Annotated in this window: 25 protein-coding genes and 1 riboswitch; of the genes, 13 read left to right on the top strand and 12 right to left on the bottom strand. The window is 49.0% G+C overall.

What is annotated here, in order from left to right:
* Positions 1-71: 71 nt before the first annotated feature.
* Positions 72-1310, top strand: a complete 1239-nt coding sequence (locus ACVBDQ_RS04065; RefSeq protein ID WP_021321435.1) for a TlpA disulfide reductase family protein — start codon at positions 72-74, stop codon at positions 1308-1310.
* A gap of 74 nt (positions 1311-1384) precedes the next feature.
* On the opposite strand, the gene ACVBDQ_RS04060 is transcribed toward ACVBDQ_RS04065, so the two are convergent.
* Entirely contained in the window at positions 1385-2092 is a 708-nt protein-coding gene (locus ACVBDQ_RS04060; RefSeq protein WP_138187343.1) for a cytochrome c biogenesis protein CcdA, read from the bottom strand.
* A 191-nt stretch (positions 2093-2283) separates the two neighbouring features.
* Between ACVBDQ_RS04060 and ACVBDQ_RS04055 the strand changes: the two genes are divergently transcribed.
* The 3 genes from ACVBDQ_RS04055 to copZ are packed head-to-tail and all read left to right on the top strand — an operon-like array spanning position 2284 to position 5234.
* Positions 2284-2595 carry a metal-sensing transcriptional repressor gene (locus ACVBDQ_RS04055; protein ID WP_011230402.1) on the top strand — a complete coding sequence of 104 codons (312 nt, stop codon included), beginning with the start codon at positions 2284-2286 and terminating at the stop codon, positions 2593-2595.
* 17 nt (positions 2596-2612) lie between these two features.
* Positions 2613-5009 carry a heavy metal translocating P-type ATPase gene (locus tag ACVBDQ_RS04050; RefSeq protein WP_318549600.1) on the top strand — a complete coding sequence of 799 codons (2397 nt, stop codon included), beginning with the start codon at positions 2613-2615 and terminating at the stop codon, positions 5007-5009.
* Between the two features lie 21 nt (positions 5010-5030).
* On the top strand, positions 5031-5234 hold the full coding sequence (copZ, locus tag ACVBDQ_RS04045) for a copper chaperone CopZ (protein ID WP_011230404.1): 204 nt from the start codon (positions 5031-5033) through the stop codon (positions 5232-5234).
* Positions 5235-5429: 195 nt separating this feature from the next.
* On the opposite strand, the gene ACVBDQ_RS04040 is transcribed toward copZ, so the two are convergent.
* Positions 5430-7016, bottom strand: a complete 1587-nt coding sequence (locus ACVBDQ_RS04040) for a multicopper oxidase family protein (protein WP_011230405.1) — start codon at positions 7014-7016, stop codon at positions 5430-5432.
* A 129-nt stretch (positions 7017-7145) separates the two neighbouring features.
* Positions 7146-8036, bottom strand: coding sequence for a C39 family peptidase (locus tag ACVBDQ_RS04035; RefSeq protein ID WP_013146009.1), 891 nt, complete (start codon positions 8034-8036; stop codon positions 7146-7148).
* Positions 8037-8322: 286 nt separating this feature from the next.
* On the opposite strand from ACVBDQ_RS04035, the gene asnB reads away from it, so the two are divergent.
* A complete protein-coding gene (asnB, locus tag ACVBDQ_RS04030) occupies positions 8323-10230 on the top strand; it encodes an asparagine synthase (glutamine-hydrolyzing) (protein ID WP_011230407.1) in 1908 nt (635 codons plus the stop codon).
* 347 nt (positions 10231-10577) lie between these two features.
* On the opposite strand, the gene ACVBDQ_RS04025 is transcribed toward asnB, so the two are convergent.
* From ACVBDQ_RS04025 to ACVBDQ_RS04010, 4 genes are all read right to left on the bottom strand, one after another.
* Positions 10578-11642: a sensor histidine kinase gene (locus ACVBDQ_RS04025; RefSeq protein ID WP_011230408.1), complete on the bottom strand. Its 1065-nt coding sequence runs from the start codon at positions 11640-11642 to the stop codon at positions 10578-10580.
* A complete protein-coding gene (locus ACVBDQ_RS04020; RefSeq protein ID WP_011230409.1) occupies positions 11639-12313 on the bottom strand; it encodes a response regulator transcription factor in 675 nt (224 codons plus the stop codon). The genes ACVBDQ_RS04025 and ACVBDQ_RS04020 overlap by 4 nt, the downstream gene beginning before the upstream one ends.
* Before the next feature lie 181 nt (positions 12314-12494).
* Positions 12495-13310, bottom strand: a complete 816-nt coding sequence (locus ACVBDQ_RS04015) for an ABC transporter permease (RefSeq protein WP_011230410.1) — start codon at positions 13308-13310, stop codon at positions 12495-12497.
* Positions 13307-14323, bottom strand: coding sequence for an ATP-binding cassette domain-containing protein (locus ACVBDQ_RS04010; RefSeq protein WP_011230411.1), 1017 nt, complete (start codon positions 14321-14323; stop codon positions 13307-13309). The genes ACVBDQ_RS04015 and ACVBDQ_RS04010 overlap by 4 nt, the downstream gene beginning before the upstream one ends.
* A gap of 207 nt (positions 14324-14530) precedes the next feature.
* Positions 14531-14726, top strand: a riboswitch (cobalamin riboswitch).
* Positions 14727-14781: 55 nt separating this feature from the next.
* Here ACVBDQ_RS04010 and ACVBDQ_RS04005 point away from each other — a divergent pair.
* The 4 genes from ACVBDQ_RS04005 (at position 14782) to ACVBDQ_RS03990 (ending at position 18826) form a co-directional block, all read left to right on the top strand.
* Positions 14782-17139: a ribonucleoside-diphosphate reductase subunit alpha gene (locus ACVBDQ_RS04005; RefSeq protein WP_083227462.1), complete on the top strand. Its 2358-nt coding sequence runs from the start codon at positions 14782-14784 to the stop codon at positions 17137-17139.
* 110 nt (positions 17140-17249) lie between these two features.
* Positions 17250-18290 carry a ribonucleotide-diphosphate reductase subunit beta gene (locus tag ACVBDQ_RS04000; RefSeq protein WP_069304081.1) on the top strand — a complete coding sequence of 347 codons (1041 nt, stop codon included), beginning with the start codon at positions 17250-17252 and terminating at the stop codon, positions 18288-18290.
* Positions 18291-18474: 184 nt separating this feature from the next.
* Positions 18475-18627 (top strand): hypothetical protein, encoded by a 153-nt coding sequence (locus ACVBDQ_RS03995; protein ID WP_231926000.1) that lies wholly within the window; start codon positions 18475-18477, stop codon positions 18625-18627.
* The gene (locus ACVBDQ_RS03990; RefSeq protein ID WP_310794013.1) at positions 18581-18826 is read left to right on the top strand and encodes a gamma-glutamylcyclotransferase family protein; all 246 of its coding nucleotides are present in this window, start codon (positions 18581-18583) and stop codon (positions 18824-18826) included. The genes ACVBDQ_RS03995 and ACVBDQ_RS03990 overlap by 47 nt, the downstream gene beginning before the upstream one ends.
* A 169-nt stretch (positions 18827-18995) precedes the next feature.
* On the opposite strand, the gene ACVBDQ_RS03985 is transcribed toward ACVBDQ_RS03990, so the two are convergent.
* Complete coding sequence (locus tag ACVBDQ_RS03985; protein ID WP_100659876.1) at positions 18996-19532, bottom strand: HD domain-containing protein; 537 nt, start codon at positions 19530-19532, stop codon at positions 18996-18998.
* 129 nt (positions 19533-19661) lie between these two features.
* Complete coding sequence (locus tag ACVBDQ_RS03980) at positions 19662-20015, bottom strand: 2Fe-2S iron-sulfur cluster-binding protein (RefSeq protein ID WP_011230415.1); 354 nt, start codon at positions 20013-20015, stop codon at positions 19662-19664.
* A gap of 136 nt (positions 20016-20151) precedes the next feature.
* On the opposite strand from ACVBDQ_RS03980, the gene ACVBDQ_RS03975 reads away from it, so the two are divergent.
* Complete coding sequence (locus tag ACVBDQ_RS03975; protein ID WP_011230416.1) at positions 20152-20616, top strand: hypothetical protein; 465 nt, start codon at positions 20152-20154, stop codon at positions 20614-20616.
* A 169-nt stretch (positions 20617-20785) separates the two neighbouring features.
* Here ACVBDQ_RS03975 and ACVBDQ_RS03970 read toward each other — a convergent pair whose 3' ends face one another.
* On the bottom strand, positions 20786-21640 hold the full coding sequence (locus ACVBDQ_RS03970; protein ID WP_011230417.1) for a family 1 encapsulin nanocompartment shell protein: 855 nt from the start codon (positions 21638-21640) through the stop codon (positions 20786-20788).
* A gap of 15 nt (positions 21641-21655) precedes the next feature.
* Positions 21656-22249, bottom strand: a complete 594-nt coding sequence (locus tag ACVBDQ_RS03965; protein ID WP_014195239.1) for an IMEF encapsulin system ferritin-like cargo protein — start codon at positions 22247-22249, stop codon at positions 21656-21658.
* 224 nt (positions 22250-22473) lie between these two features.
* On the opposite strand from ACVBDQ_RS03965, the gene murB reads away from it, so the two are divergent.
* From murB to ACVBDQ_RS03950, 3 genes are all read left to right on the top strand, one after another.
* Positions 22474-23388 (top strand): UDP-N-acetylmuramate dehydrogenase, encoded by a 915-nt coding sequence (murB, locus tag ACVBDQ_RS03960; RefSeq protein WP_014195240.1) that lies wholly within the window; start codon positions 22474-22476, stop codon positions 23386-23388.
* A gap of 110 nt (positions 23389-23498) precedes the next feature.
* Positions 23499-24437 (top strand): diacylglycerol/lipid kinase family protein, encoded by a 939-nt coding sequence (locus ACVBDQ_RS03955; protein ID WP_014195241.1) that lies wholly within the window; start codon positions 23499-23501, stop codon positions 24435-24437.
* A complete protein-coding gene (locus ACVBDQ_RS03950; protein WP_014195242.1) occupies positions 24438-24695 on the top strand; it encodes a hypothetical protein in 258 nt (85 codons plus the stop codon).
* A gap of 116 nt (positions 24696-24811) precedes the next feature.
* Here the strand turns inward: ACVBDQ_RS03950 and ACVBDQ_RS03945 are convergent, their stop codons facing one another.
* Entirely contained in the window at positions 24812-25873 is a 1062-nt protein-coding gene (locus ACVBDQ_RS03945; protein WP_227016057.1) for a DUF5667 domain-containing protein, read from the bottom strand.
* Positions 25874-25977 lie beyond the last annotated feature (104 nt).

The raw sequence follows: 25977 nt of genomic DNA, 5'->3' as shown, positions 1-25977 counted from the left end.
TGTATTTTTTTCGTCGCAAAGAAGAATCCTTTCTAATACCGATAGAAATATGAATTTTGGGGGAATGTATATTGCAATTCGGCAATATAGTCGTTCAGGGCGAAAATCTTTTGCTTATCAGCGGCTTATTGATAAGTTATGTCATGTTTTATTATGGTATTAAAGTATTAAAAATAGAGCGAAATATCATGGATTTAATTTTGAACAGTTTTATTAACGGTGTACTTATTTGGAAATTTAGTTATGTCGTTTTACATCCGAATTCAGTTTTACAAAATCCGATGACAATCCTTTATTTTAATGGGGGATATGTTGGCATTAGTATGGCGATTGTTTTTATCACGGTCTATACTTGGCTATACGTAAAAAAGCAGAATATTCCTGTGGCTTCTTATACGCGGGCAATGGTTCCAGTATATTTTGGCTATTTTAGCACTTTTGCATGGATCCGAGTAATGGAAAATTCCCAAAATTATTTCATCATTTTGCAAGCAATAGTAGCGATTTGTTTTTTTATAGTAGCATCACGAGTCAAAACTCAAAAAACTTTATTGCAACTTCTGATATGGTTCCATCTCATTCAATTCGAACTAGCCCTGTATAAAAAATATGTTGTAAATACAGTAATCATATCAAAAGAAGTATGGTTGTACGGCTCTCTCGTTATCGTTTTTATATGTATTTCATATTGGTTAGAGAGGCGAGAAAGAGAAGCGGCTCTTGAGGATAGGAACAAAGGACGGGGAAATGTAATCAATCAACTCGCTTTAGGTGTGATGGTGGTAAGTATTGCTGTATCTTCTATTTTTAACAGTCAACAGGAAGCGGGAAAGGTCAAATCAAAATCAGTTCTATCTACTTCATTGGATTGGGGAAAAATCGGCACGAATAAAGGAGAGGTTGCTCCGGATTTTGAATTACTTTCAATTACAGGGGATAAAATAAAATTGTCTGATTTGCGTGGAAAAACAGTGATATTGAATTTTTGGGCTACTTGGTGTCCGCCTTGCAGAGCTGAAATGCCGGAAATGCAAAAGTTCTACGAAAACAATAAAGATAGCAATGTAGAAATTTTGGCAGTCAACTTGACGAATAGCGAAAGAGGTTCTAATGCGGTGAGCGATTTTGTGGAAGCGAAAGGGATCACATTTAAAGTTGTGCTTGATGAGCAAGGAGACATTGGAAATCTATATGGTGCAATAACGATTCCTACCTCGTATATCATTGATAAAAATGGAGTTATCAGAAATAAATATGTAGGTCCTATGTCTTATGAAACGATGGATCGCATGATTTCAGGAATTCAATAAAAGGTAAATGATGGTTCCCACTGAGTGGAAGTGACAGGAATTGTGACTATCCACTCAGGGGGATGTTTTTGATATTAAAAACCTGTGAATCCTCCAAACAAATCGGTAAAAAAGATGATAATTTTTGTCATCCAATCAAGAAACAGCATAATTCCCATGATAACCATCAGAATTCCCCCGACTCTGACGATGACAGTGTTATATTTTTTTATCCAATTTAACTTGCCGATAAAAAACGACATGATGAAAAAAGGTGCGGCAAACCCTAATACATAGGCGAACATATATAACATGGCTGCACTCGGTTTGGTAGCCGCCAACGCGATCACTGATACAAGAATTGGACCTGTGCAGGGAGTCCAGCCCGCAGCGAATCCTATGCCAATTAAAATAGAGCCAAAATAACCGGAAGGCTTGTTCCGGAAAACTAACCGTTTATCTTTCATCATAAAGGAAGGTGAAAATACACCTAAAATGACGAGACCAAAAAAGACAATGAATAAGGCACTAATTTGTCTGATTAAATCTTGGTAATCAACGAATAGTTTTCCTATTACAGAAGTACCAAAACCAATAGCGATGAAGATGACGGAAAAACCGAGCAAGAAAAAGAATGTATGGAGTATTGCTCGTTTTTGAAGCATCCCATTTTCTTTCTTTATTTCATCAACGGATACTCCAGTAATGTAAGATAAAAAAGCTGGGTATAGCGGTAAACAACAAGGGGATATAAAAGACAGTAATCCCGCTCCGAAAGCTAGAAATATATTGATATCGTTCATATTGATCGATCCTCTCTTTTCGATCTTGATAACGATACTGTAAAATAAAATTGTGAATTTTTTGTGGAAAGCGGGCTTTTTCCTGCGCAGGTATTGATTACGGTTTTGTGGTGAACATGATTTGTAGAGGGTATCTCTGTTGCGTTTTATACCCATTACCGGTATAATGTAATTAAAAGAGGTGATGTTTGATGAACCATTATGAAGATCATAATATGGATAAAAAAATGGTTCCACGAACGGAACAGGAAATCGAAAGCATCATCAAGCGCTTGAAGCGCATCGAAGGACAAGTGCGCGGTGTGCAAAAAATGGTGGAGGACAATCGTTATTGTATTGATATTTTAGTGCAAATTTCAGCGATCACGGCAGCGTTAAATAAAGTAGGATTGAACTTGTTAGAACGTCATGTCAGCCATTGTGTGTCTAAAGCGATCCGCGAAGGAAGTGGAGAAGAATCCATTCGCGAATTAATGGATGTCATTAAACAGTTCTCAAAGTGAAAGGAGTGGGAAGCATTATGAGTGAACAAAAGCATGTCACACTTAGAGTGACCGGCATGACATGTGCCGCGTGCGCCAATCGGATTGAGAAAGTATTAAATAAGATGGATGGCGTAGAAGCCAATGTCAATTTGGCAATGGAAAAAGCAACGATTAAATATGATCCATCGAAGCAAAATATAGCCGATATCGAAATGAAAATTGAGAATTTGGGGTATGGCGTTGCGACAGAAAAAGTGACGCTTGATATTGAAGGAATGACATGTGCGGCCTGTGCGACACGGATTGAAAAAGGGTTGAATCGGATGGAAGGTGTGACAAGCGCTGCTGTCAACTTGGCGACAAACAGCGCGGTGGTTGAATACAAGGAGGGTGTTGCATCTGTCGAAGACATTTTAGAGAAAATCAAAAAGCTTGGGTATAAGGGGCAAATTCGAAACGAAGAACAAGACGATGCTGGCCGGAAAGAAGAGCGGTTGAAACAAAAACAACGGCAACTTGCCATTTCCATCATCTTATCGTTGCCGCTGCTTTATACGATGCTTGCCCATATGCCGTTTGATATAGGCTTGCCGATGCCGCATCTGCTGATGAATCCGTGGTTCCAGCTTCTTTTAGCTACACCGGTTCAGTTCTACATCGGCGGTCCCTTCTATGTCGGGGCGTACCGGGCGTTACGAAATAAGAGCGCAAACATGGACGTTCTCATAGCGCTTGGAACATCGGCTGCGTACTTTTACAGCTTGTATGAAGCTTTTCGGACGCTTGGGAATCCTGACTATATGCCGAGGCTGTATTTTGAAACGAGCGCCGTCTTGATTACGCTTGTGCTTGTCGGCAAATACTTTGAAGCGCTTGCGAAAGGGCGGACAACCGAAGCAATCTCGAAGTTGGTCAGCCTGCAGGCGAAGGAAGCGACCGTCATTCGGAATGGGGAAGAAATGAAAGTTCCGCTGGAGGAAGTGGTGATCGGCGATACGATCCTTGTCAAGCCAGGAGAAAAAATTCCGGTAGACGGTACAGTCATCTCCGGCGCTTCTTCCGTAGACGAATCGATGATTACCGGTGAATCGATCCCGGTTGATAAGAAGGAAGGCGACTATGTGATCGGGGCGACGATGAATACGAATGGCGTACTGACCATTCGTGCCGAAAAAGTCGGAAAAGATACCGCGCTGGCCAATATCATTAAAATCGTTGAAGAGGCGCAAGGGTCGAAAGCCCCGATTCAGCGGATGGCGGATACCATTTCCGGCATTTTCGTACCGATTGTTGTCGGAATTGCGGTTGTTTCCTTTCTAATCTGGTACTTCTTCGTTGCGCCGGGTGATTTGGCGAAAGCGCTTGAGGCGGCCATCGCCGTTCTTGTCATCGCGTGCCCTTGTGCGCTCGGTTTGGCCACACCGACATCGATTATGGTCGGCACCGGCAAAGGGGCAGAACAAGGAATTCTCTTTAAAGGAGGTGAGTACCTAGAGAGAACGCATCAAATCAATGCCGTATTACTCGATAAAACAGGAACCGTGACAAAAGGAAAACCGGAAGTCACCGATGTGCTAGCCTTCCGCGAGGACATGCTCGATTATGCGGTTTCCGCCGAGAGCGCTTCGGAGCATCCGCTGGCTCATGCGATTGTTGAATACGGGAAGAAACAAGCGATTTCGATGAAGCCATTGGAGCACTTCTCCGCCATTACCGGCCACGGAATTGAAGCGGTCATTGACGGAAAAAGCATCCTTATTGGGACGCGAAAATTGATGAAGGAGCGCTCTGTAGCGATTTCTGTGCATGAAGATAAAATGGTAGAGCTTGAAAAACAAGGGAAAACAGTGATGCTCGTTGCCATCGATGGACAGCTTGCCGGCATCATTGCTGTCGCGGATACGGTAAAAGAAAGCTCCAAAGAAGCAATTCAAACATTAAAACAAATGGGCATCGATGTCTATATGGCAACAGGGGACAATCAACGGACAGCGGAAGCGATCGCCAATGAAGTCGGCATTGAGCATGTGTACGCCGAGGTGCTCCCGGAAGACAAAGCGAACATCGTCGAGGAATTGCAAAAGCAAGGAAAACGTGTGGCGATGGTCGGTGATGGAATTAATGACGCTCCAGCTCTGGCCAAAGCGGATATTGGGATGGCGATTGGCACGGGAGCTGATGTCGCCATCGAGACCGCGGACGTGACCTTGGTCGGCGGCGATTTGCGCCATATCCCGAAAGCCATTGAGTTGAGCCGCCAAACGATGAAAAACATTCGGCAAAATCTGTTCTGGGCGTTGTTTTATAATACGATCGGCATTCCGGTCGCCGCATTCGGATTATTAGAACCATGGATCGCGGGGGCAGCGATGGCGTTCAGCTCGGTGTCGGTTGTTACCAATGCGCTTCGTTTGAAACGCGTGAAACTATAAACATTTAAGGAGGAATGGATGATGACGATTACATTACAAGTACAAGGAATGACATGCGGACATTGCAAAGCGGCAGTGACCAATGCCCTTCAAGCGTTGGATGGCGTCAGCCGTGTAGAGGTGCATTTGCAAGAAGGAACTGTCGATGTGGAGTATGATGAAACAAAGGTCAGCGTAGAAAAACTGAAAGAAGCGATTGAAGAGCAAGGATATGATGTGAAATAACATACGGAAGGTGTCCCGAAGTGATGACGGGGCACTTTTTTATCTAGAACGTAGCGGGTCTCGGCTGGGGAAAGTTTTTTCTCTTCTTGAAGAATATCGAGAAAGCGAGATGTTATAATGAAAGTAACAGGCGCGGAAAAAAAGAGGGACTGACCCAAAACGCATTTGTGTTTTGGGTCAGCCCCTTCAGCTTTTTTATTCACCTTTATTGGTTGTGTCATTCGGATCTGGAGTATAGTCCGATTTGTAGTCGGTATATTTGACTTCTGTCACCATTCCCGCTGAAGCATGGTGCAAGTCATGGCAATGGAACATCCAATTTCCCGGATTATCCGCTTTAAACGCGACGACATATTCTTCACCAGGGTTTACATTTAAGGAATCCTTTATCAATGGAGAGCCTGTGACCGGCTTGCCGTTTTTGCTTAACACTTGGAAGAAATGGCCGTGTAAATGCATCGGATGTACATCCATCGGCGAGTTGTTCACGATTTTTACTTTTACGAAATCTCCTGTCTTCACATGAATAGGCGCTGTGTCAGGATACGTTTTCCCATTAATCGTGAAAATCATGCCATTTTTGCCCATGGCCGTTCCTAAATCCATTGTATACTCTACATCATATTTTTGGTCTAACGTAAATGGACCTGTTTCATATTTTCCATATGTTGTCATATCCACGACAGGGAGGTTTTCTTTTGCATTTGCTTTGTCCGTATTGTTTGCTTGTCCTTCGTATTGAATTTTCACTTTCATGCCATCGGTGCCTTTCATATTGCCGTGGCATTCCAGCAGCCATTCACCCGGGTTATTGGCGATAAACTCAATGTCGTAGCGCTCACCCGGAGCGATATTCAACAGTTCATCTTTGATTGGTTGCGGGTTCTTTAACGGTTGGCCGTCCGTTGCGACAATTTTAAACTCATGTCCATGCAAATGAAGCTTGTGGGACATGTACCCTGCATTGATCAGACGAAGCCGCACTTTTTCGCCTTTTTTCACTTTTAACGGTTGGACAGCAGCCCCGCTTTTTCCGTTAATCGTGAAAATATCGTACATATTCATATTATGTCCCATGCTGTTCATATCCATTTGTTGATTATCAGAGCTATTTCCATTATTCATATTACTATGATCCATGCCGCTCATATTCATGTCCATATGGCTTTCGGCGTCCGGGTCGCTCATCCATTCATCTAATACAAGCGTGTAATCTCGATCGACTTTTTCTTCATTTTTCGGTTCTACGATTAATGTACCGTATAATCCCTTGTCCACTTGCTCGGCGCTTTTTTGATGGGAATGATACCAATACGTTCCCGGCACGGTTGCTGTAAATTCATACGTAAACGTTTCACCCGGTTTAATGGCGTCCATCGTGACACCCGGTACTCCATCTTGGTTATTTGGAACAGGGTAGCCGTGCCAGTGAATCGTTGTCGGTTCCGGCAATTCATTTTTTACTACGATTTTTACTTTGTCTCCTTGCTTCACGCGGATTTGTGCACCAGGCACGGATCCATTATACGTGTATACCGGGAGTTTGATTTGACCATTAATGGGTAATAACGCTTCCTTCGCAGTAAGGTGAATTTCTTTCCCGGATAATACTTCTGTATTGGTTGCTAAAGGCAATTGCTGCTTGCTCGTTTCAGCGGAAGTATTTTCTTTTTCCATATTCATGCCGGACATGTCGTGTCCCTGCATGGAAGATGGATTTGAGCAAGCTGCGCCAATCGCTGCTACTCCTGCGAAAATGGCGCCAAGCAGCCATTTTTTCATGTCGTTTTCCCTCCTTAAGCTTGTAGTGGGAGATGCAATGATATGATAAAAAATAGATGTGCAAAATGTATGGAGAAAATCGTTCAACTGAAATGTAAAAAAAGGCAAGCGATTCGGATTCACCGATGTCTAACGGTGGTAGGTAATCGCCTGCCGTCCCATTTGAACCCAAGCGTCGATAAAGTCTTGTTTCGGCGCTTTTTGGTTTTTGACAGCGGTCAATGGATCATTGAAATAAATGTACTGCTCATCGTATCCCGTAATGAGCACCGCGTGTTCCCGGTACGTGATTTTGATCGGGCCTTGCGGGGTTTGCCATTCCCGAAAGGCAGAGGGAGGAAGAGGACGAAAGGTGGTGTTGGTGATCACCCAAACCGGTGTGCCTTTGGCCAAGTATGTATAGATGTTCTCAAACGATTGCCCTGTTAAGTCGATGATTTGGTTAGGCAAGTACCGCTCAGCCAACTGCTTGATCGGCTTATGGTACACGCCGTATCCAGGCTTCGATAACGTATACATATCGCCGACAAACCCTTCATTTGGGTGGCCGTAAAACACTTGGCCATTTCGCACTTGATACGGAGTAGGATTTTTCTTGATTTGTTTCGCCAACGTCATCTTATCGACGCGAATGCCGGCATGATTCAAGAGCATGGCCAAGCTGGTTACTTCGCATCCCCTCGGCAGTTCCGGAAGCTGAGACAAAAGGGGGGCGTCAATCAGGACGGATGTCCTTAGCGCTTGTTTCTTTGAAGAGGCAACTGATCGATTCGCCTCCTTTGCTTGATTGCTGGGGGACGGATTGGTTTCTCTGCTGTTTCTGTTCTGTATGAAGGCTTTGATGGCATCGCCTGTCTGGGCCGAACTTGCATAATAGGATAATGAGGCGGCCAATAGCAAGAAACAGGAAATATACAATCCGAGCGACAGTTGATCCATCCTCCCGTTTAGAGGTCTTCTCAAGAGAACAAAACAAAGGGAAACGATGAGAAAAGTCAAAAAAAGGATAAACGCTAACAAGCCATTCTCAACTCCTTTATAACACGTGTGTGTTTTTATAGTAACAGATCGATGTGCAAAAATGGTGAAATTCACACTTTCTCCATATTTTATCGTTAATATTATGAGAAACTGAAAATCTTGCAAGCAGTTTTCCTGAAAAAATGGAAACAGATTGTTTTTGAAACTTGATGTTGTGTACGATAGAATGAAAGTGTCTTTGTATAAATCATTTTAGTTTTAAACAAAAAGGTTTTTGGTGTTGTTTTTGGATTCTTCTTAGCAAAGTGGGGGGACAATCATCGCCATGTGCGGTTTTATTGGCTGTATTCATGATCGCCCAAGAGCGATTGAGCAAACATGGAAAACAACGTTGGTGGAGATGAACCGCCTGATTACCCATCGCGGCCCCGACGATGAGGGGTATTTTTTTGATGACTACGTGAGTTTTGGTTTTCGGCGTTTGAGCATCATCGATCTGGAGGCGGGACATCAGCCGCTGTCTTATGAAAACGATCGATATTGGATCATTTTTAACGGGGAAATTTACAACTATCTTGAATTGCGGGAAGAGCTGGCGGCGAAAGGATATTCGTTTGCGACGCATTCGGATACCGAGGTGATTGTTGCCCTTTACAGCGCGGAAAAAGAAAAAGCGGTCGAAAAGCTGCGCGGGATGTTTGCGTTTGTCATTTGGGACAAGCAAGAGAAAACGGTGTTTGCGGCGCGGGATCCGTTCGGCATTAAGCCGTTTTTTTATGCGGAGCAAGGAGATCGCACGTTTTTCGCTTCGGAAAAGAAAAGCATCTTGCTGGCCCTCAGACAGGAATCGCCAAACGGTGATTCCCTGCAGCATTATTTAACATTCCAATATGTCCCTGAGCCGCTGACGATGTCGGCCGGCATTTACAAGCTGGAGCCGGGGCATTATCTCAAGAAAAAAGTCGGAAAACCGCTCACCATTCATCGTTATTGGAAGGCATCCTTCGAGCCCATTCGCCAATCGGAAGAGGAGCTTGTAAAGAAAATCCGCGATGCGCTGTTTGATTCGGTCAACGTCCATATGCGCAGCGATGTGCCGGTCGGTGCGTTTTTGTCGGGAGGCATTGATTCATCGTTCATCGTCGCCATCGCGAAACAATTCCATCCGCACCTGAAGACATTTTCCGTCGGGTTTGAGCGGGAAGGGTTCAGTGAAATCGATGTCGCAAAAGAAACCGCAGAGAAGCTTGGGGTAGACAACATTAGCTATGTCATCTCACCGCAGGAGTATATGGAAGAGCTGCCGAAAATTATGTGGCATATGGACGATCCGCTTGCCGATCCTGCGGCTGTGCCGCTGTATTTTGTCGCTCGTGAGGCGAGAAAGCATGTCACGGTTGTGCTTTCCGGCGAGGGGGCGGACGAGCTGTTTGGCGGCTACAACATTTACCGCGAACCAGAGTCGTTGCGGCTGTTTGCGCGCATGCCAAACATCGTAAAAGCGGTGTTGCGGGTGATCGCGAAGATGCTTCCGGACGGAATGAAAGGAAAAAGCTTTTTGGAGCGCGGAACGACGCCGCTTGAAGAACGGTATGTCGGCAATGCGAAAATCTATAGCGAAAAGGAAAAAGCGGCGTTGCTCAAAACGTACCAAGAGGGGCGCGAATATACGGCGGTGACGGCTCCTTTTTACCGCGAAACGCTTCATTACCCACCCGTCAACCGGATGCAGTATATTGATCTTCATACATGGCTAAGGGGCGATATTTTAGTCAAAGCGGACAAAATGACGATGGCCCATTCGCTTGAGCTGCGCGTTCCCTTTTTAGACAAAAAGGTATTTGAGGTTGCTAGGCAAATCGCCCCTGACATGAAAACAGCCAACGGCACGACGAAATATATTTTGCGCAAAGCGGCCGAGGGCATCGTACCGGATCATGTGTTAAACCGGAAAAAATTAGGGTTTCCCGTGCCGATTCGCCACTGGCTGAAAAACGAAATGTATGACTGGGCGAGACAGCTCATCAACGAAAGCGAAACTGATCATCTGTTCCATAAGGACGTGCTCTATCGGCTGCTGGATGAACATGCCCGCCACAAGGCGGATCATAGCCGCAAGCTGTGGACGGTCTTGGCGTTTATGGTTTGGCATCAAGTCTATGTGGAAAAGAAGTACGATTTTGCTCAATCCGTACAAAACGAGAAGCGGCCAGCGTCTGTTTTGGAGGCGTAGCAGAGAAAGGAAGCGTCCCGGGGCTCAGCCGGGACGTTTGTTCATCTCTTGATTGAAAGAGGCTGACTTTCAAGTGAAGGAATTCAGCCCGTTTTGATATTCGAAACAGGAACCCATTGTTTTAGAGGGTGGTGAAAAACCATGATTTCCTTGAACATGGTCTGTTTTTTTGTTCAGACAAAAAACGATTTCGTAAGGTTTCACCATTTTAGAAATCCTCCCGCTCAACCAAAGTTTTCTATTCCATCACAACCTTCTAGATGACGAGAGCAATGTCGCGAAATGGGCGTTTCACCAAAAGGAAGAACATGCTGCTCGTTTGTTTTTGTCATAGGGAATGGAGAGGGCTAAGAAACCGGGCCATGAACGGGGAGTTCCACCGTAAAAGTCGCTCCTTCTCCCGGCTGGCTCTGCACGGAGATGATTCCATGATGGATATCGACAATCTTCTTGGCGATCGACAACCCGAGCCCGCTACCCCCTGCGGCGCGATGGCGGGATTTATCGGCCTTATAAAATCGTTCAAAAATGCGGAGCTGGTCATGTTCGTTGATTCCTGGCCCTGTATCGGAAACGGTGACGATGGCTTGTTCACCGCGGCGTTGTAGCTGGATGGTGATGGTTCCCCCTTTCGGTGTAAATTTAATCGCATTATGGATCAAGTTCAGCCATACTTGGCTAAGCAAATCTTCATCGGCTGTAATGATGACTTTCTCAAACAGGACACACATGTTCAATTCTTTTTCCGCCCACTGTGGCTCGCAGTGAAGAATGAGTGTTTGCAGCTGTGTGTCCAAGCGATAGGATGTGGGATGAAACGGGTAGTGATCGGAGTCTAACATCGCCAACCGCAGCAAATTCTCACTTAACTTCGACAAACGGACGCACTCCGTTTCAATAATGTCGAGATAATGCAACCGCTGTTCACGGCTTAGGTCCTCGTTTTTGAGCGCTCGGGCGAACCCGCGGATCGATGTGAGCGGAGAGCCGATCTCATGAGACACATTAGAAATAAATTCTTGCCGCATTTCTTCCATGGCCTGCAAATTCGCGGCCATGTCGTTAATGCGTGTCACGAGTTCGGCAAACGGATGATTCCGTCCGCCCCAGTCAGCCTGGAGATTTACTCGAAAATCGCCTTTGGCGATTCGATTAATGGCATCTATTAAGTGTTGCCAAAATACTTTTTCGCGCTTTCGCAAAAAAGGACTGATCGCGCTCATAGTCATCCCGAACAGCAAAAAGCCGAGGATCGATGAAATGATTTGACGAACGAGCGGGTGCGGCCGCCAAGCGAATTGGGTGTAGAGCGCTTCTGTGATGAAATATGCCGCAGTCCAAAAGAGAGAGACGATGGACATTACAGCGATAACCGTCAAGATGGATTTAAGCACAAATCGCAATCGTTTCATGACTGTGCCTCCAACCGATAGCCGAGCCCGCGAATCGTGCGGATGGAAAATGGAGAATCTGGTTGGGCAAACCGTTCGCGCAATCGTTTGATATGCACATCCACTGTTCGTTCATCCCCATCATAATCGTAGCCCCAGATCTGTTCAATCAACTCGTCGCGTGTAAACGTTTTGCCCGGATAGCTGGCCAATTTAAAAAGCAGTTCAAATTCTTTCGGCGGCAAGAAGATCTCTTGGTCTCCCAAACGGCATTCGTACGTCTTGCGGTTTAACGATAAACGGCCTATTTGTACGATTTGCGATGTAGCGATTCGATACCGTTTGAGCAATGCTTTGACCCGGGCGACGAGCTCAAGTGGGTCGAACGGTTTGACAAGATAATCGTCCGCCCCGAGCTCGAATCCTTTCACCTTCTGTCTTGTTTCCCCTTTGGCCGTCAACATTAAAATGGGGACATCGTCGTAGTCGCGCAGTTCGCGACATAGCTCCCAACCATCCATTTCCGGCATCATAATATCCATAATGACCAAATCCACTTTCACTGTTTCCAATACGTCAAGTGCTTCTTTTCCGTTAGCCGCCTCATGGATTGTAAATCCTTCTAAGTTTAAAAAGTGGCTGACGAGTTCGCGGATATGCGCGTCATCATCGACGATTAAAATTCGTGTCATCGTCATCCCCTTTCATTGTCCTTTCATGCTATTTTCCATTGTGTCGCTTTTGCTTGGCCTTCGTCAATGTTGAAGCTGGTTCGTTTATAATTTCGTCGTGACAGCAGATAATGAAACGATGGGTTTGATTTTTAATATTCATTGGAGAAGCGGGGATGCTCATCGCGGACATCCCCAGTGGTTATGCGCGGCGCATATAGACACGAACGGTGATCGGAGCAAAGATCGCAACAATGGCTGCCGCGCCGAGCAAGGAGAGGACGAAATCGGTGCCTATCGTTCCGTGATTCGTCAACTCGCGGACGGCCGCGATCATATGGGAAATGGGATTGACTTTGGCAATCCATTGTAGCCAATCGGGCATCGTCTTGACCGGCACGAACGCATTCGATACAAACATCAGTGGGAACAACGCCAGCATGGAGATTCCCTGTACAGCGGCCGCATGACGGGCAATGACGCCGAAGAAGGCAAAGATCCAGCTGACGGCCCACGCGCATCCAATGGCGAAAACGCCCGCAAGCGCCACACTGGCGATCCCTCCTTCCGGACGGTAGCCGATAAGAAATCCCATGACAAACGTCAGGGTGGTGGCGATGACATAGCGGACTACATCGGCTAATAACGCCCCAGCCAACGGAGCGATGCGGGCGATCGGCAGCGATTTAAAGCGGTCGAACACGCCTTTATCCATATCATCGCGAAGTTGAACTCCTGAAGTGACGGAAGCCCCGATCAACGTTTGGATGAGAATGCCGGGAATGATCATGGGCAAGTAGTTATGAACATTCCCCGCGATGGCTCCACCAAAGATGTAGGTAAACATCAAGGTGAAGATAATCGGCTGAAAAGTGACGTCAAATAATTGTTCGGGTGTGCGCCGCACCTTCAACAAACCACGATAGGCCATCGTCAGCGAATTTCGTACAGCTTGGGAAACGCTTGTACGGTTTTTCTGTTGGCGTTTGACCTCCAATTGAGGAGACACTGGTTTCATCTCATCGCTTCCTCCCTTACATCATTGGATTCATCTGCACGTTTTTCCACTCCATGGCCGGTAATGGTCAGAAAGACCTCATCGAGGGTTGGTTTTTGCACACTTAACTCGGTTAAGTGGATGCCCTCTTGACGCAAAGCGACAAGCAGGTCCGTCACATGGTCTGGATCGGCCATCGGCGCCGTGATGTTCCCGGTTTCTAAGGATACCGTCGGCCGAACATGGAGAACGCGCTCAATGATGCGCTTGGCCGTTTCGATCTCTCCAGGATGTTGCAGCTTGACTTGCAATGACGATTGACCGATGGACGCCTTGAGTTCATCGGGTGTCCCTTCAGCGACGACTCGGCCGTGATCAATTACGGCGATGCGGTCTGCCAATTCGTCCGCTTCTTGTAAATATTGGGTTGTCAGCAGCACCGTTGTTCCCATATTCACCAAGCGCCGGATCGTTTCCCACATTTGATTGCGCGTGCGCGGGTCGAGTCCGGTGGTCGGTTCGTCAAGAAAAATGAGCGGCGGCTGGGCAATGAGGCTGGCGGCGAGATCCAGACGCCGGCGCATACCGCCAGAGAAATGTTTCAATGGGCGCTTGGCTGCTTCTGTCAAACCAAATTCCTCCAATAATTCGCTTGTTTTTCGCCTTGCTTCTGTTCGGCTCAGTCCCAGAAGCCTAGAAAAGATCATTAGATTCTCTGTTGCGCTGAGCGTTTCGTCAACAGAGGCGTATTGACCGGTGACACCAATCAATTGCCGGACGACTTGCGGTTGTTTGACGACGTCGTACCCAAAAATTTGGGCGGAACCGGCGTCCGGGCGCAATAACGTCGCTAACATTCGGATTGTCGTTGTCTTGCCGGCTCCATTGGGGCCCAGCACACCATAGATGGTGCCCGCGCGCACACGCAAATTGAGACCGTCCACGGCCCGGTGGTCGCCAAAGGTTTTCACCAATTCGTGTGTTTCCACTGCCCACTCTTGATGGGCGGGTGAGATTTGGGGTCTGTATCCCATTTTGTGTCCCCCTCCTTCGTATGATTCTCGTACATGGTGAATTGTAGCATGCTTTTATGAACAGAATGTGAACAACGGAATGATTTTTTGAGGAAGAGAAAATTTGATTCGCCCACTCTTGCAATTCTCCCGGTTTTGGTATATGCTTGTTCCATCAGGATGATCATCTACTATATATTGTTTTGTTCTATTTTTTAAACAACTATATATCGTTGCGCCAAGCAATGGTGTCCATCAGGACTTAATAGGGAATCCGGTGTGAATCCGGAACTGCCCCCGCAACTGTATGTGCGGACGAAATGGGATGGCCACTGGCGGCAAGAGCCATTCGGCGCGCCGCTGGGAAGGCCCCAAAGTAGGACGATGCACGAGTCAGGAGACCTGCCTTGCTTGGAACGTTTCATGTTCTTCGGGGTGTGAGAAGATGAAACGATAGGGGAAAAGAAAAAGGGTTTCGTATGCCTTTTTTCCGTCTGTCGTTTCATCCGCTCGCCTGCCCGAGCGGATTTTTTATTGAAGGAGTGGGGAAACGAATGACCGCATTGACGAAAATGATCATCATCGATGACCAAGGGAAGCCGGTTTCTTTTTCACGTGAAGAGTTTGCGTCGCTGATTGGGCAAGCCGCCGCTGGATTCGGCCGTCTGTCGCTTGATGAATACGTCGAGCGTGTTTGGCAGCTTCTCAGTCGAAAGGAGTCCGTCACGGTAGAACAGCTGCACCAAACGGCTATTTTGGAAGGACTTTCTTACATTGATGAAGATGAGCCGGACTGGACATTTGTGTGCGCCCGGCTGTATTTGCGGCAATTGTACCGTGAAGCGGCGCGGCAGCGCGGGTACGATGAACGCGAGCGGTATGGCGATTTCTACTCGCTGCTTGTTGCGCTGACGGAACAAGGGGTGTACAGCCCGTTCTTGCTTGAGCGTTATACGAAAGAAGAAGTCGACGCCATCGGCGCGTTTCTTGATCCGGAGAAGGACAAGCTGTTTACGTACATTGGGCTGCGCACGCTCGCTGATCGGTATTTGGCCCGCGATTATGAGCGGCGGCTGTATGAATTGCCGCAGGAGCGGTTTTTGGTCATCGCCATGACGCTAATGGTGAATGAACCACCCAAGCGGCGCCTTGAGCTCGTGAAGGAAGCGTATTGGGCGTTAAGCAACTTATACATGACCGTGGCGACGCCGACGCTTGCCAATGCCGGAAAGTCATACGGCCAGCTGTCGAGCTGCTTTGTCGACACGGTCGATGACAGCTTGCAAGGGATTTACGACAGCAACACCGACATCGCCAATTTATCGAAATCGGGCGGCGGCATCGGCGTCTATTTAGGCAAAATCCGGTCGCGCGGCAGCGACATCAAAGGATTCAAAGGGGTCTCCTCCGGCGTCATCCCGTGGATGAAGCAGCTGAACAATACAGCGGTGAGCGTCGATCAGTTAGGACAGCGAAAGGGAGCCATTTCCGTCTATTTGGATGTGTGGCATAAAGACATTTTTGCGTTTCTCGATGCGCGGCTCAACAACGGTGACGAACGGCTGCGGACGCATGATTTGTTCACCGGCGTTTGCATCCCTGATTTGTTCATGGAGCAAGTCGAACAGCGCGGCGACTGGTATTTGTTTGATCCGCATGAAGTGCGGAAGGTGATGGGATTTAGCTTGGAAGACTTTTATGATGAGGAAAAAGGGTGCGGGAGTTTCCGCGAGAAATACTGGCAATGTGTCAACGAACCAAGACTGTCGAAAGAAAAAGTGCCGGCGATCGAAGTGATGAAAAGCATCATGCGCAGCCAGCTCGAGTCGGGGACGCCGTTTATGTTTTACCGCGATGAAGTGAACCGGCAAAATCCGAATCGCCATCTCGGGATGATCTACTGCAGCAACCTTTGCACGGAAATCGCGCAAAACCAAAGCCCAACGGTGATGAAGCGGCAATATGTAAAAGACGGGATGATCATCATTGAAAAAATACCAGGCGATTTTGTCGTCTGCAATTTATCGTCGATCAACTTGGCGCGGGCGGTGACCGATGGGGTTTTGGCGCGGCTGATCCCGATTCAAATGCGGATGCTCGATAATGTCATTGATTTAAACAATATCCCTGTGCTGCAAGCCGGCCTGACGAACGAAAAATACCGCGCTGTCGGGCTTGGAACCTTTGGCTGGCATCATTTGTTGGCGTTAAAAGGCATTCGCTGGGAGTCGGACGAAGCGGTCCGCTATGCCGACGAGCTGTATGAAACGATCGCGTATTTGGCGATTCAAGCGAGCATGGAGCTCGCCAAAGAGAAAGGGAGCTACCCGGCGTTTCCAGGATCGGATTGGCAGACGGGCGCTTATTTTGAGCGGCGCGGCTACGAAAGCCACGGTGAATTGGATTGGGATCGGCTGAAGCAAGACGTGGCCCGCTATGGGATGCGAAACGGCTATGTGATGGCGGTGGCGCCGAACGCCTCGACGTCGATCATCGCCGGCAGTACAGCGAGCATTGACCCGATTTTCTTAAAAGTGTACGCCGAGGAAAAGAAAGATTATAAGATTCCCGTTACGGTGCCGGATTTAAACGAACAGACGACATGGTATTACAAATCGGCGTACCATATCGACCAACGTTGGAGCATCAAGCAAAACGCCGCCCGCCAGCGCCATGTCGACCAAGCCATCTCCTTTAACTTCTACGTCATGAACACGATTAAGGCAAAAGAGTTGCTCGATTTGCATTTGACGGCGTGGAAGTCGGGGTTGAAAACGACGTATTACGTGCGTTCGACATCGGGGACGATCGACGAGTGCGATTCTTGTGCGAGCTGACCATGGGGCGCAACAAACGCCTTTGGTCGGGCTTTCCCTTCCTTGTGCGGGAGGGGCGTCCGAGGTTGGCCGCGCACATGATACTAGAAAACGAAAGGAAGGAATGGACGATGACGATCGGCTTAGTCAAACGACCGATTATGGATCCGGAGGCGCCGAACCGTTCGACGGGCATCATCAACGGCCGCTGCTCGAATGTGTTGAACTGGGACGATATTGCCTACCCATGGGCGTATGCGAAATATAAGCGAATGCTCGCCAACTTTTGGACACCGTTTGAAATCAATATGGCGCAAGATGTGAAGCAGTTTCCGCAGCTGACCGCCCGCGAACAGGAGGCGTTTTTGAAAATCATCGGTCTTTTAGCGCTGCTTGACAGCATCCAAACCGATTACGCCGGACGTGTGGCGGATTACATTACCGATCCAAGCATCAATGCCTTGATGATCATGCTTGCCCAGCAGGAAGTCATTCACAACCATTCGTATTCGTACGTGCTCTCGAGCCTTGTGCCGAAAGCGAAGCAAGATGAAGTATTCGATTTTTGGCGGAACGAACCGACGCTGCGCAAGCGGAACGATTTTGTGACGAACGGCTACAAGGCGTTTGCCGAAGAGCCGAATGTGGAAAACTTGCTGCGGTCGATCGTCTTTGACGTTATTTTAGAAGGATTGTTTTTCTACTCGGGGTTCGCCTTTTTCTACAACCTCGCGCGCCAGCAAAAAATGGTGGCGACGAGCACGATGATCAATTACATCAACCGTGACGAGCACATTCATGTTGATTTGTTTACAAAAATTTTCAAGGAAGTGTTGAACGAATACCCAGAGTATCGGACGCCGGAGCTTGCCGATTTCGTCCGGAACACGTTTATGAAAGCGGTAGAGCTGGAAATCGAATGGGCTCGGGAAATCATTGGGAATGACATCGATGGCATCGACTTGGCTGATTTGGAAGCGTACATTAAGTTTTACGCCAACGTCCGCGCCCACCAGCTCGGATTTGACCGCCCGTTTGACGGCTACCGGACGAACCCGCTCCGCTGGATTAAAGCGTATGAAGAAGTTGACCTTGGCAAATCAGACTTCTTCGAGCAAAAACCACGCCAGTATACGAAAGTACAAGTCGATAATGGGTTTGATGAGCTGTAAGGAAACCCGCGTTGGGGCATCGTCCAACGCGGGTTTTTAACGGAAAACATGATTAACGGAGGGATTCTCGCTGCATTATACAATAAAGAGATGTTGCGGCTTGTTGTCGGACGGTAGGCTTGGGCGCCTTACCTTGGTATAATGAGAAAAAACTTGCTTTTGAATGCGAAAGGGGACGGGAGAAGTGGGGAAAAAACAGGAAATCGAACGGCTGCGCGAGCAATTGAATCAGTGGCTCATGGAAGAGGAGCACGACAATGACGAGGTATGGCTGAAGAGGGGGGGAAGCGATTTTTCAACGTTTCGCTCAGCTGGGTTCAAGCGCCATCGCCTATAACCAGCTTGGCGACCCGGAAACGGCGCTTGCCATACTTGACCAGCTTGAAGGGTATCACGGCCCGGGACAGCCTAACCATTATGAACGGATCACCGTGACCGCCATAGATGCTGATGGCGAGAAGTACACGTGTTACACGTACGTGTACCCATCAGAACGAAAAGAGTGGCTTGAGCAACACGCCAAACTTAAAGCGTGAGTGGACGATGAGGATATAAGAGGGCATTCGATGGTGTGTATCGTTCTGTGTCGCTGGCGCGCGAGCAGCCCACCTGATGAAAGGGTGAGCTGTTTCCGTTCAGAGCATACATTGTTCGTGGCGATGTTTCGCGTCTGTTCAAGGGGAATGGCGACATCAAGGCAAGCGGTCAAACAATATCCCCGAGTCGCTCTTTTCCGTGCTGACGGCTGACGAGTTCGTCGAGCTGGCGGATTTTTTTCCACGCTAAGTCGTCGCTGATCGTTCGATAATGGTGGCGGCCGCCGGGCTCCTCGTCGGCTTCGTCGGCCCATTTGACGATGGCTTGGAGCGGCGTTCGTTTCCATTCTCCTTCTGGAAGGTAGGAATCGGTATGAAGCAAAATCGCCAGGGCAATTTCCTTAGCGTTTTGCGGATGTTCGCCCAGGCGGATCAGCAGCTTATGGGCGCGCTCGGCCCCTTTGATGGCATGGATGTCGTTTTGCCGGTATTGTTCGTAGTCCCAACGGCCGTTTTTGTACCATGTGTAATGGCCGATATCATGAAGCAGTGCCGCTTTTGTCGCCAAGTCGACGTTCACTCCGTGGCGGAGGGCAAGGTGGTAGGCATGGTACGCCGCGGTGATGGCGTGGGCGAGGCCGGATCGTTTTAAATATTTTTGCGCAATCGGATAGGCAAAGACGTCGGTTAAGGTGACCGTTCTCATAGGCATCCCCTCCGTTTTTTGTATTTCTCACCATCATACCATGGCGTAAAGAGTCAGGCAATGAGAGAAAGTAGGTGGGAGCGGTTGCATGGGAAAAAATAAGCCGATCGTGCTAAAATAGCGCTCGGCTTATTGGATTTGTGCTTGGCAGGCAAGCCGTTTGGCTGGTTGATCCGTTTTTTCGCGCTCGCGCCGCGTTTTCGGAGCGAGAAGGTGAGCGCCGGCCAGAACGGTGACCATGCAACGGCCACACGTTCCTTTTTTGCATTTGTGATCGAGCAGAACACCTTGTCCTAGGGCGGCGTCAAGAAGCGAAACGCCGGGGGCTGGCTGCACGGTGAACGTTTTCCCTTTTTGTTCGATTTGAATGACAGACGGCCGCACGGCGGACGGCCCATCGGGCTTAGGCGGCGCGGCAGAAATGGAGCGCTCCGATGGCCGGACGGCAGGCTTCAGTGAGCCGACCGTGAATGTTTTACCCATTTTTTTACACATCTCCTTTAAATTACATGGTTAGTTTGAAAATGAATCTCATTTACATCCGAATGAATGATTGGTATCATAATAGTAAAAGGAATTGCGAAAACGCCATCTTGGCTAGGGACAAGGGGGAGACACCATGGGCATTCCGATGAACGGACTGCGCGATATGAAAGCGATTTTGGCCAACGAGCGAAAAGTCGGCGGCGCGGTGGAAGCGGCGCTTCTCCGCCTCCGTTCCGGCGAAGAATATCGAAACGTCTGCATCGTTCATATCGATCAACTAGGCGCCCAATACTATTCGGTCGGTTTTGTGACCGAACAAGGGGAACGGCTCATCGTCAACGTTCATGACATCAGCGTCATCTCTGCGCCTGAACATAAAAAAATTCGTGAGCTGAACAACGCCGCTTATAAACGGGAAGCCATCAACAACAAGCGGCGCTATTTAAAACGCCTCTTTGAGATTTATGAAGGCAGTTATACCGTTCATTTTTGGCGGGAAGCGAAAATGATTATCGATGACATCGGTGTTGAGGCGCTCAGCCCCGAATTGTCGCTGCTCGTCTCCAACGTTCAAGGACAAACGGCCCGCACCGCTTAATGGGAAAATCAAGAAACCGCCCGGCGATCTCCCCTATCGTCCGGGCGCGTCTTCGTTAAAGGGAATTTGCTGTGCCTCGTTTTCATGGCGCGGATCGCTGGCCATATGCCGTTCTTGCTGTTTGATGGCAAGGGAAGCCCGCGTGCCGCTTCTCCGGATTAGGCGCTGCTCATGCTGACTCGTTCGGATCCTCGAGCGTGCAGATGGCGCTTGGACGTTTGATGCGCGGCACAACCGATTCGTAGACACGGAACAAGTAGTTCATGTTTTCCGTATCTAAAAACGCGGTTTGCACATCGACGGCAACAGCGAGGTCGATGTTTTGCCGCCCTGTGTCAATGACGACCCCGCGTTTGCCTTTAATGACCGGAGTTTGGTAAATGCCGGCGGTCATCAGCTCGCGGATGTGCTCAATTTCAAGCACGTGCGTTCCTTCATGGACGCGGTGGATCAACGCATACAATTCCGGCGACAAGACGAGCGCGTATGGGCCGGTATGGCCGAGCTGAAGCAGCTTGTTGCGTGCTTCGACGACGTCAGTAAAGGCGTTGCCCGATTTCATCCAATCGCTGCGAATGTGGGCGATTTTTCCTTTGACGTTCATAATGCCCGGCACATCAAATTCAGTTGAACCATTGAAAATCAAATCGTCCTCAAGCAGCGCGCACTGCTGGGCGGCGTTGGCGGCGGCGGAAAAGTCGATCGGGCTGCCGAGCTGTTTCGCCTGTTCAATGTCACGCCAGTACAAAATAAAGTCTTTATACAAAAGCGGGATCGTTAAATGCACGCGGCGCGCCGGCTCGGAAAGGCTCAGCTCTTTGCCGTGGAAGCTCATGTCCCCCTGTTCCGGGTTCATATAAATATCGTTGGCGACCGACTGGACACCTTCGCCGAGCGGACCGTACAAATCGATAAATCGGCGGCCGACGAGCTGGCGCCGCGCCGTTTCAATGACCAGTTCGTCAAGCTCGCCCCATTGGCTGCTTGTGAGCGGGGCTTCTGGATACAGCTTCGTTTTATCCATGTTTACTCTCCTTTCTTATCCGTGTTTTAAGCTGCCGACTGTCAGCTGCCGTCTTGTTCCGATCGATGGGCGGACAGGCGCCGGGTCGGAAGGCGGGACGGCGTACTGCGCCAGTTTCAAATGGTCTTTTTGATGCTCTTTTTCGTCAGTCGGCACCGAAGCGGCGAGGGAAACCGGCGCGTCCAGCGCGCGATTGAGCGTTTCGAGAGCGGCTTTCATCCGCTGGTAGTCCGCAGCGGTCATGTCGCGCAGTGCCGTAATGGGTGGTTCATGTTCCGTCCCTTTATAGTGGAAGAGGGACAAATCGAGATGCTCCAAAAAGTTGTGCAAGCCGAATTTTTCAAGGCTGATGTCTTGCAACAGGCGCAAAAAGTCGCCGTTTTCCCGCGATAAGAATGCTTCGTCCGCCAATGCCTCCTCCAACTTTGGAAGCAAGGCGGTCAAACGGTCAAACCGGTGTTCCTCTTCTTCGTAAATATGATGCCAATACAGCCGTTCATGGTCGTCCGCGGCCTTTTCAATCGTCGGCTCTAAAATCGCTTGAAACTGGCTGAGCGCCTCTTTCGACCGGCCGAGAATGGCGCTGACTTCCGCTAACGTGTCGTACAATGGACTCCCTCCTACACTATGATTGATTGTTATCATCTTTTCCATATTGAAAGAGGCATAAACATCTCGTCTTCCTTCGAACGTCACCTTTTCTCCTGGTCCGGAATAAAACAGAATAAGGAACATTGCCCACTTGATATGCGACGCGATTCCAGCGATAATGGAAACGATGTGGAATGAATGCCGCCAAGCGGCACGGAAGAAGTAAAGAAGGTGACAGAACGATGGAACATGCGGAACAGATTTATCAAAGACTCGTAGAGATTTGTGGAGAAAGAAATGTCCTTCGCGATGAGCCGATGAAAAACCATACATTGGTGCGGATCGGCGGCAAGGCCGATTTTCTCGTCTGGCCGGAGACGTACGAGCAGGTCATTGAGGTGTTGCGGCTGAAAGAAGAGTACGGCCTGCCGTTTACGCTTCTTGGCAACGGTTCGAACGTCATCATCCGCGATGGCGGGCTGCGCGGCATTGTCATGCAGCTGAAGCATTTGAACCGCATTTGGCGTGAAGGAAACAACGTGATCGCACAAAGCGGGGCGGATATTAAAGCGGTGTCGCGGTTCGCGCTTGAACAACACCTCACCGGGTTGGAGTTTGCCTGCGGCATTCCGGGATCGGTCGGCGGGGCGATTATGATGAACGCCGGAGCGTACGGCGGTGAAGTGAAAGATGTGCTTGACCATGTCAAAGTGGCGACGCTCTCCGGTGAGTTGAAAACGCTGAAAAACGAGGAGCTGGAGCTTGGCTATCGAACAAGCATTATCAGCCGGACGCATGATATTGTGCTTGAAGTCGTCTTTGCGCTCCGGCCGGGCGACTATGCACAAATCAAGGCGAAAATGGATGATTTAACCTTTCAGCGCGAATCGAAACAACCGCTTGAGTATCCGTCGGTCGGAAGCGTGTTTAAGCGTCCGCCGGGCTATTTTGCCGGCAAGCTCATCCAAGACAGCGGCCTTCAGGGAAAAGGATTCGGCGGTGCGGAAGTGTCGACGAAGCATGCAGGATTCATTATTAACAAAAACAATGCGACCGCTGCCGATTACATTGCGACGATCGAAATGGTGCGCAAAACAGTGAAAGAAAAATTCGGGGTCGATCTGGAGTTGGAAGTCAAAATTATTGGCGAGGAATGACAGAGGATCCGAATCCGGTTTGCGGGTTCGGATTTTTCTCATTTCGACGAGAGGAAAAATGAAACCAACCGCCAATAGGTAAGAAAAGGGGTTATGAATGGAGGAAGAGGATGAACCTTTATTTCATTATCAATCCAGCCGCCAAAAACGGCCGGTCCGTGTCCATTTGGAAGCAGCTGCAACCGCTGCTGGATCGGGAAGGAATCGCCTATCAGGCATATTGGACGAGCCGAAAGGGAGAAGGAAAGGAAATCGCCCGACGAATCGGCGAGGAAAGCGTTGAGCCGACGGTGATCGCGGCGGTCGGGGGCGATGGGACCGTGCATGAAGTGGTGAACGGAGCGGGTTCGTTTCCGCACGTTGCGATTGGCTGCATCCCCGCCGGAACGGGAAACGACTTTGTCCGCGGTTTCCGTCTTGCCCGAAAACCGAAACAGGCGCTCCAACGGCTGTTGAGTGACGTTCGATCCGGCAAGGATTTGGCTTTCGATCTCGGCCGTTTTGCCAGCAGCGCCGTGCCCGACGGCGTGTTTGCCAACAGCATCGGCTGCGGTTTTGACGCCCATATCGCCCGCATGGCCAACCGTTCAAAATGGAAAGGGAGGCTGAATCGTTTTGGACTCGGTTCGTTCATTTATGTGTTTTATTTAGTAAGAGAGTTGTTTCGCTATCAACCGGTTGACCTTGATATTTGTGTGGATGGACAGAATTATTCGTTTTTGAAGGCCTGGCTGGCAACGGTTTCGAATCACCCATACTACGGTGGGGGAATGCGCATCGCTCCGTCCGTCCGGGCCGATGACGGCTTGCTTCATGTGACGGTCGTCGGGCCGATGCCGCGTTGGAAAATTCTTGCGCTGTTTTTAACCGTATTTTGGGGCGGGCATGTACGAATGAAAGAAGTTTGCGTGTTCACTGGTCGGAACGTGCGCATCCGCCCTGCCGCTCCTGTCCTGATCCACGCGGATGGCGAGGATGCAGGAGAAGGGGAAGTATTCGCTTGGATTGAGCCGGGGCGTTTGCGGGTCATTGGCGTGAAAACGAGGTGAGTGATTCACTCGTATACTGCAAGTAGACGTAAGGAGGGCGAGGGATGGGGAAGCGCTGTTGGCTTTGCCCTGCGCGATGGATTGCCGGCGGCAATCAAGGCGCATTTGATTATTCGCTATAGCATCGAGGCGTTTGACCGAGCGATTGTGATTCGCGAAGTGATTAGCTGGGGATTTACGATCCTCTATGTTTTGGGGTTTATTAGAATCTCGAATATTCTGAATGACGGAAGCAAGAGCAAGGAAGCGAGCGGTTAAGGCGGAGGTGAAAGAACAATGGAACGACGATGTCCATTATTGTCAAGGAGAAAGGGCTGTTTCCCGTTCGCTTCGGAAAACAGCCCTTGCTTTAGCAACAGCTTCAAAAACGGAACTTATTTTTTGTTCTTTTCTTCCTTGTCTTGTTTTCTATGGGCCGGCGAATGGTCGTTTTTCACCTGCGGTTTGGCTGTTTGTTTCGGAGGTTGTGAAACAGAGACAGAGGCGCGGAACGCTGCTTGCTGCTTTCCGGCTGCCGCTGCTTGATGTTCCCGGCCGTTTGCTTTGGCGCTCGCGGCGACACCTTGGCGGACACTGCCCTTTGCTTCCGCTTTTATGGCTCGCGTCAGCGACGATTTCGTGTCTGCTTTGGCGGCGGTGTTCGTTTGTTCATCTAGACGAACCGCTGTATCGTCTTCCACCGGTGCAGCGGCTGGCTTTTCTGTTTCGATGGATTCAGGAGCCGTTGGTGCGCTCTCGTTTTTCGCTTCCTCCGTTTCGCCGGCCGGTGCTGTCGGTGCTGTTTGTTCATCGCCTATTTCCTCTACTTGGCTGCTTTGTTCTGCCTGTTTCGCCAGCCGCTTTTCGATTTTATTTTCCAGTTTTTGTTTCGCTTTTTCAATGTTGCGGGCGAGCACCTCTTTGGCGCGCGGGTTTTTCACCCGTTCAAGTGCGGCTTGCAAGGCCGTGATGTTTTGCGAAAATTTTTCTTCCAGCTGTTGGCGCAATGCTTCGGCATCAGGTTTTGCGGTTTCTCCGCTTGGTTCATCCGCTTGTTTTGTTTTTTCATACACATTCCATGCTTGATCTTGTTGTTTCAGGGCATTGGCGAGCACTTCTTTTGCTTGCTCGACGTCTCCGCGTTCAAGCAGCGCCTTTGCTTCGGCTAGCCGCTCTTCAGCGAATTCAGCGAGCCGTTTCGCCTTTTCCGCATCGTCAAACGTGAGGGCAAGTTCGATTTTTTCCATCATGGTTTTGACAAAGTAGAAAAAGTCGCCTGGCAACAAAACCGGGACGTCGTGGTTGACACCGGCATCTGCTTCGGTTGCCGTGTTGCCGTCTGTTTTCCCCTCGATTCCTGTGCTGGCGAACACCGCCGGGCTGTAAGGAGTGAGCGCAACAGCAGCGGCAAGTGCGCTTGTTGATAGTATGCGAGGGAGCGAAAATCGCTTGTTCATCACCATCGTTCCTCCTTTTGCTTTGGGTTTCGTTATAACGTTTTCGCAGTTGACCCGTCTGTTTTCGACTGTAGGCGCGAAAAATCAGGCGAAAGAAGCAGAAA

The sequence above is a fragment of the Geobacillus sp. CCR genome, from assembly GCF_052906625.1.
The sequence above is the reverse complement of the archived record's forward strand: the minus strand, read 5'-3'. Positions and strand labels throughout refer to the sequence as shown.

Bases quoted from the DNA above. Each gene is read 5' to 3' on its own strand.
- ACVBDQ_RS04005 (WP_083227462.1), top strand. From the start codon at position 14,782: ATGCCTTTTTTCCGTCTGTCGTTTCATCCGCTCGCCTGCCCGAGCGGA.
- ACVBDQ_RS04050 (WP_318549600.1), top strand. From the start codon at position 2,613: ATGAGTGAACAAAAGCATGTCACACTTAGAGTGACCGGCATGACATGT.
- ACVBDQ_RS03975 (WP_011230416.1), top strand. From the start codon at position 20,152: ATGGGCATTCCGATGAACGGACTGCGCGATATGAAAGCGATTTTGGCC.
- asnB (WP_011230407.1), top strand. From the start codon at position 8,323: ATGTGCGGTTTTATTGGCTGTATTCATGATCGCCCAAGAGCGATTGAG.
- ACVBDQ_RS04020 (WP_011230409.1), bottom strand. From the start codon at position 12,313: ATGACACGAATTTTAATCGTCGATGATGACGCGCATATCCGCGAACTC.
- ACVBDQ_RS03970 (WP_011230417.1), bottom strand. From the start codon at position 21,640: ATGGATAAAACGAAGCTGTATCCAGAAGCCCCGCTCACAAGCAGCCAA.
- copZ (WP_011230404.1), top strand. From the start codon at position 5,031: ATGACGATTACATTACAAGTACAAGGAATGACATGCGGACATTGCAAA.
- ACVBDQ_RS04055 (WP_011230402.1), top strand. From the start codon at position 2,284: ATGAACCATTATGAAGATCATAATATGGATAAAAAAATGGTTCCACGA.
- ACVBDQ_RS03980 (WP_011230415.1), bottom strand. From the start codon at position 20,015: ATGGGTAAAACATTCACGGTCGGCTCACTGAAGCCTGCCGTCCGGCCA.
- ACVBDQ_RS04040 (WP_011230405.1), bottom strand. From the start codon at position 7,016: ATGAAAAAATGGCTGCTTGGCGCCATTTTCGCAGGAGTAGCAGCGATT.
- ACVBDQ_RS04025 (WP_011230408.1), bottom strand. From the start codon at position 11,642: ATGAAACGATTGCGATTTGTGCTTAAATCCATCTTGACGGTTATCGCT.
- ACVBDQ_RS04000 (WP_069304081.1), top strand. From the start codon at position 17,250: ATGACGATCGGCTTAGTCAAACGACCGATTATGGATCCGGAGGCGCCG.
- murB (WP_014195240.1), top strand. From the start codon at position 22,474: ATGGAACATGCGGAACAGATTTATCAAAGACTCGTAGAGATTTGTGGA.
- ACVBDQ_RS03955 (WP_014195241.1), top strand. From the start codon at position 23,499: ATGAACCTTTATTTCATTATCAATCCAGCCGCCAAAAACGGCCGGTCC.
- ACVBDQ_RS04010 (WP_011230411.1), bottom strand. From the start codon at position 14,323: ATGGGATACAGACCCCAAATCTCACCCGCCCATCAAGAGTGGGCAGTG.
- ACVBDQ_RS03985 (WP_100659876.1), bottom strand. From the start codon at position 19,532: ATGAGAACGGTCACCTTAACCGACGTCTTTGCCTATCCGATTGCGCAA.
- ACVBDQ_RS04060 (WP_138187343.1), bottom strand. From the start codon at position 2,092: ATGAACGATATCAATATATTTCTAGCTTTCGGAGCGGGATTACTGTCT.
- ACVBDQ_RS03945 (WP_227016057.1), bottom strand. From the start codon at position 25,873: ATGAACAAGCGATTTTCGCTCCCTCGCATACTATCAACAAGCGCACTT.
- ACVBDQ_RS04015 (WP_011230410.1), bottom strand. From the start codon at position 13,310: ATGAAACCAGTGTCTCCTCAATTGGAGGTCAAACGCCAACAGAAAAAC.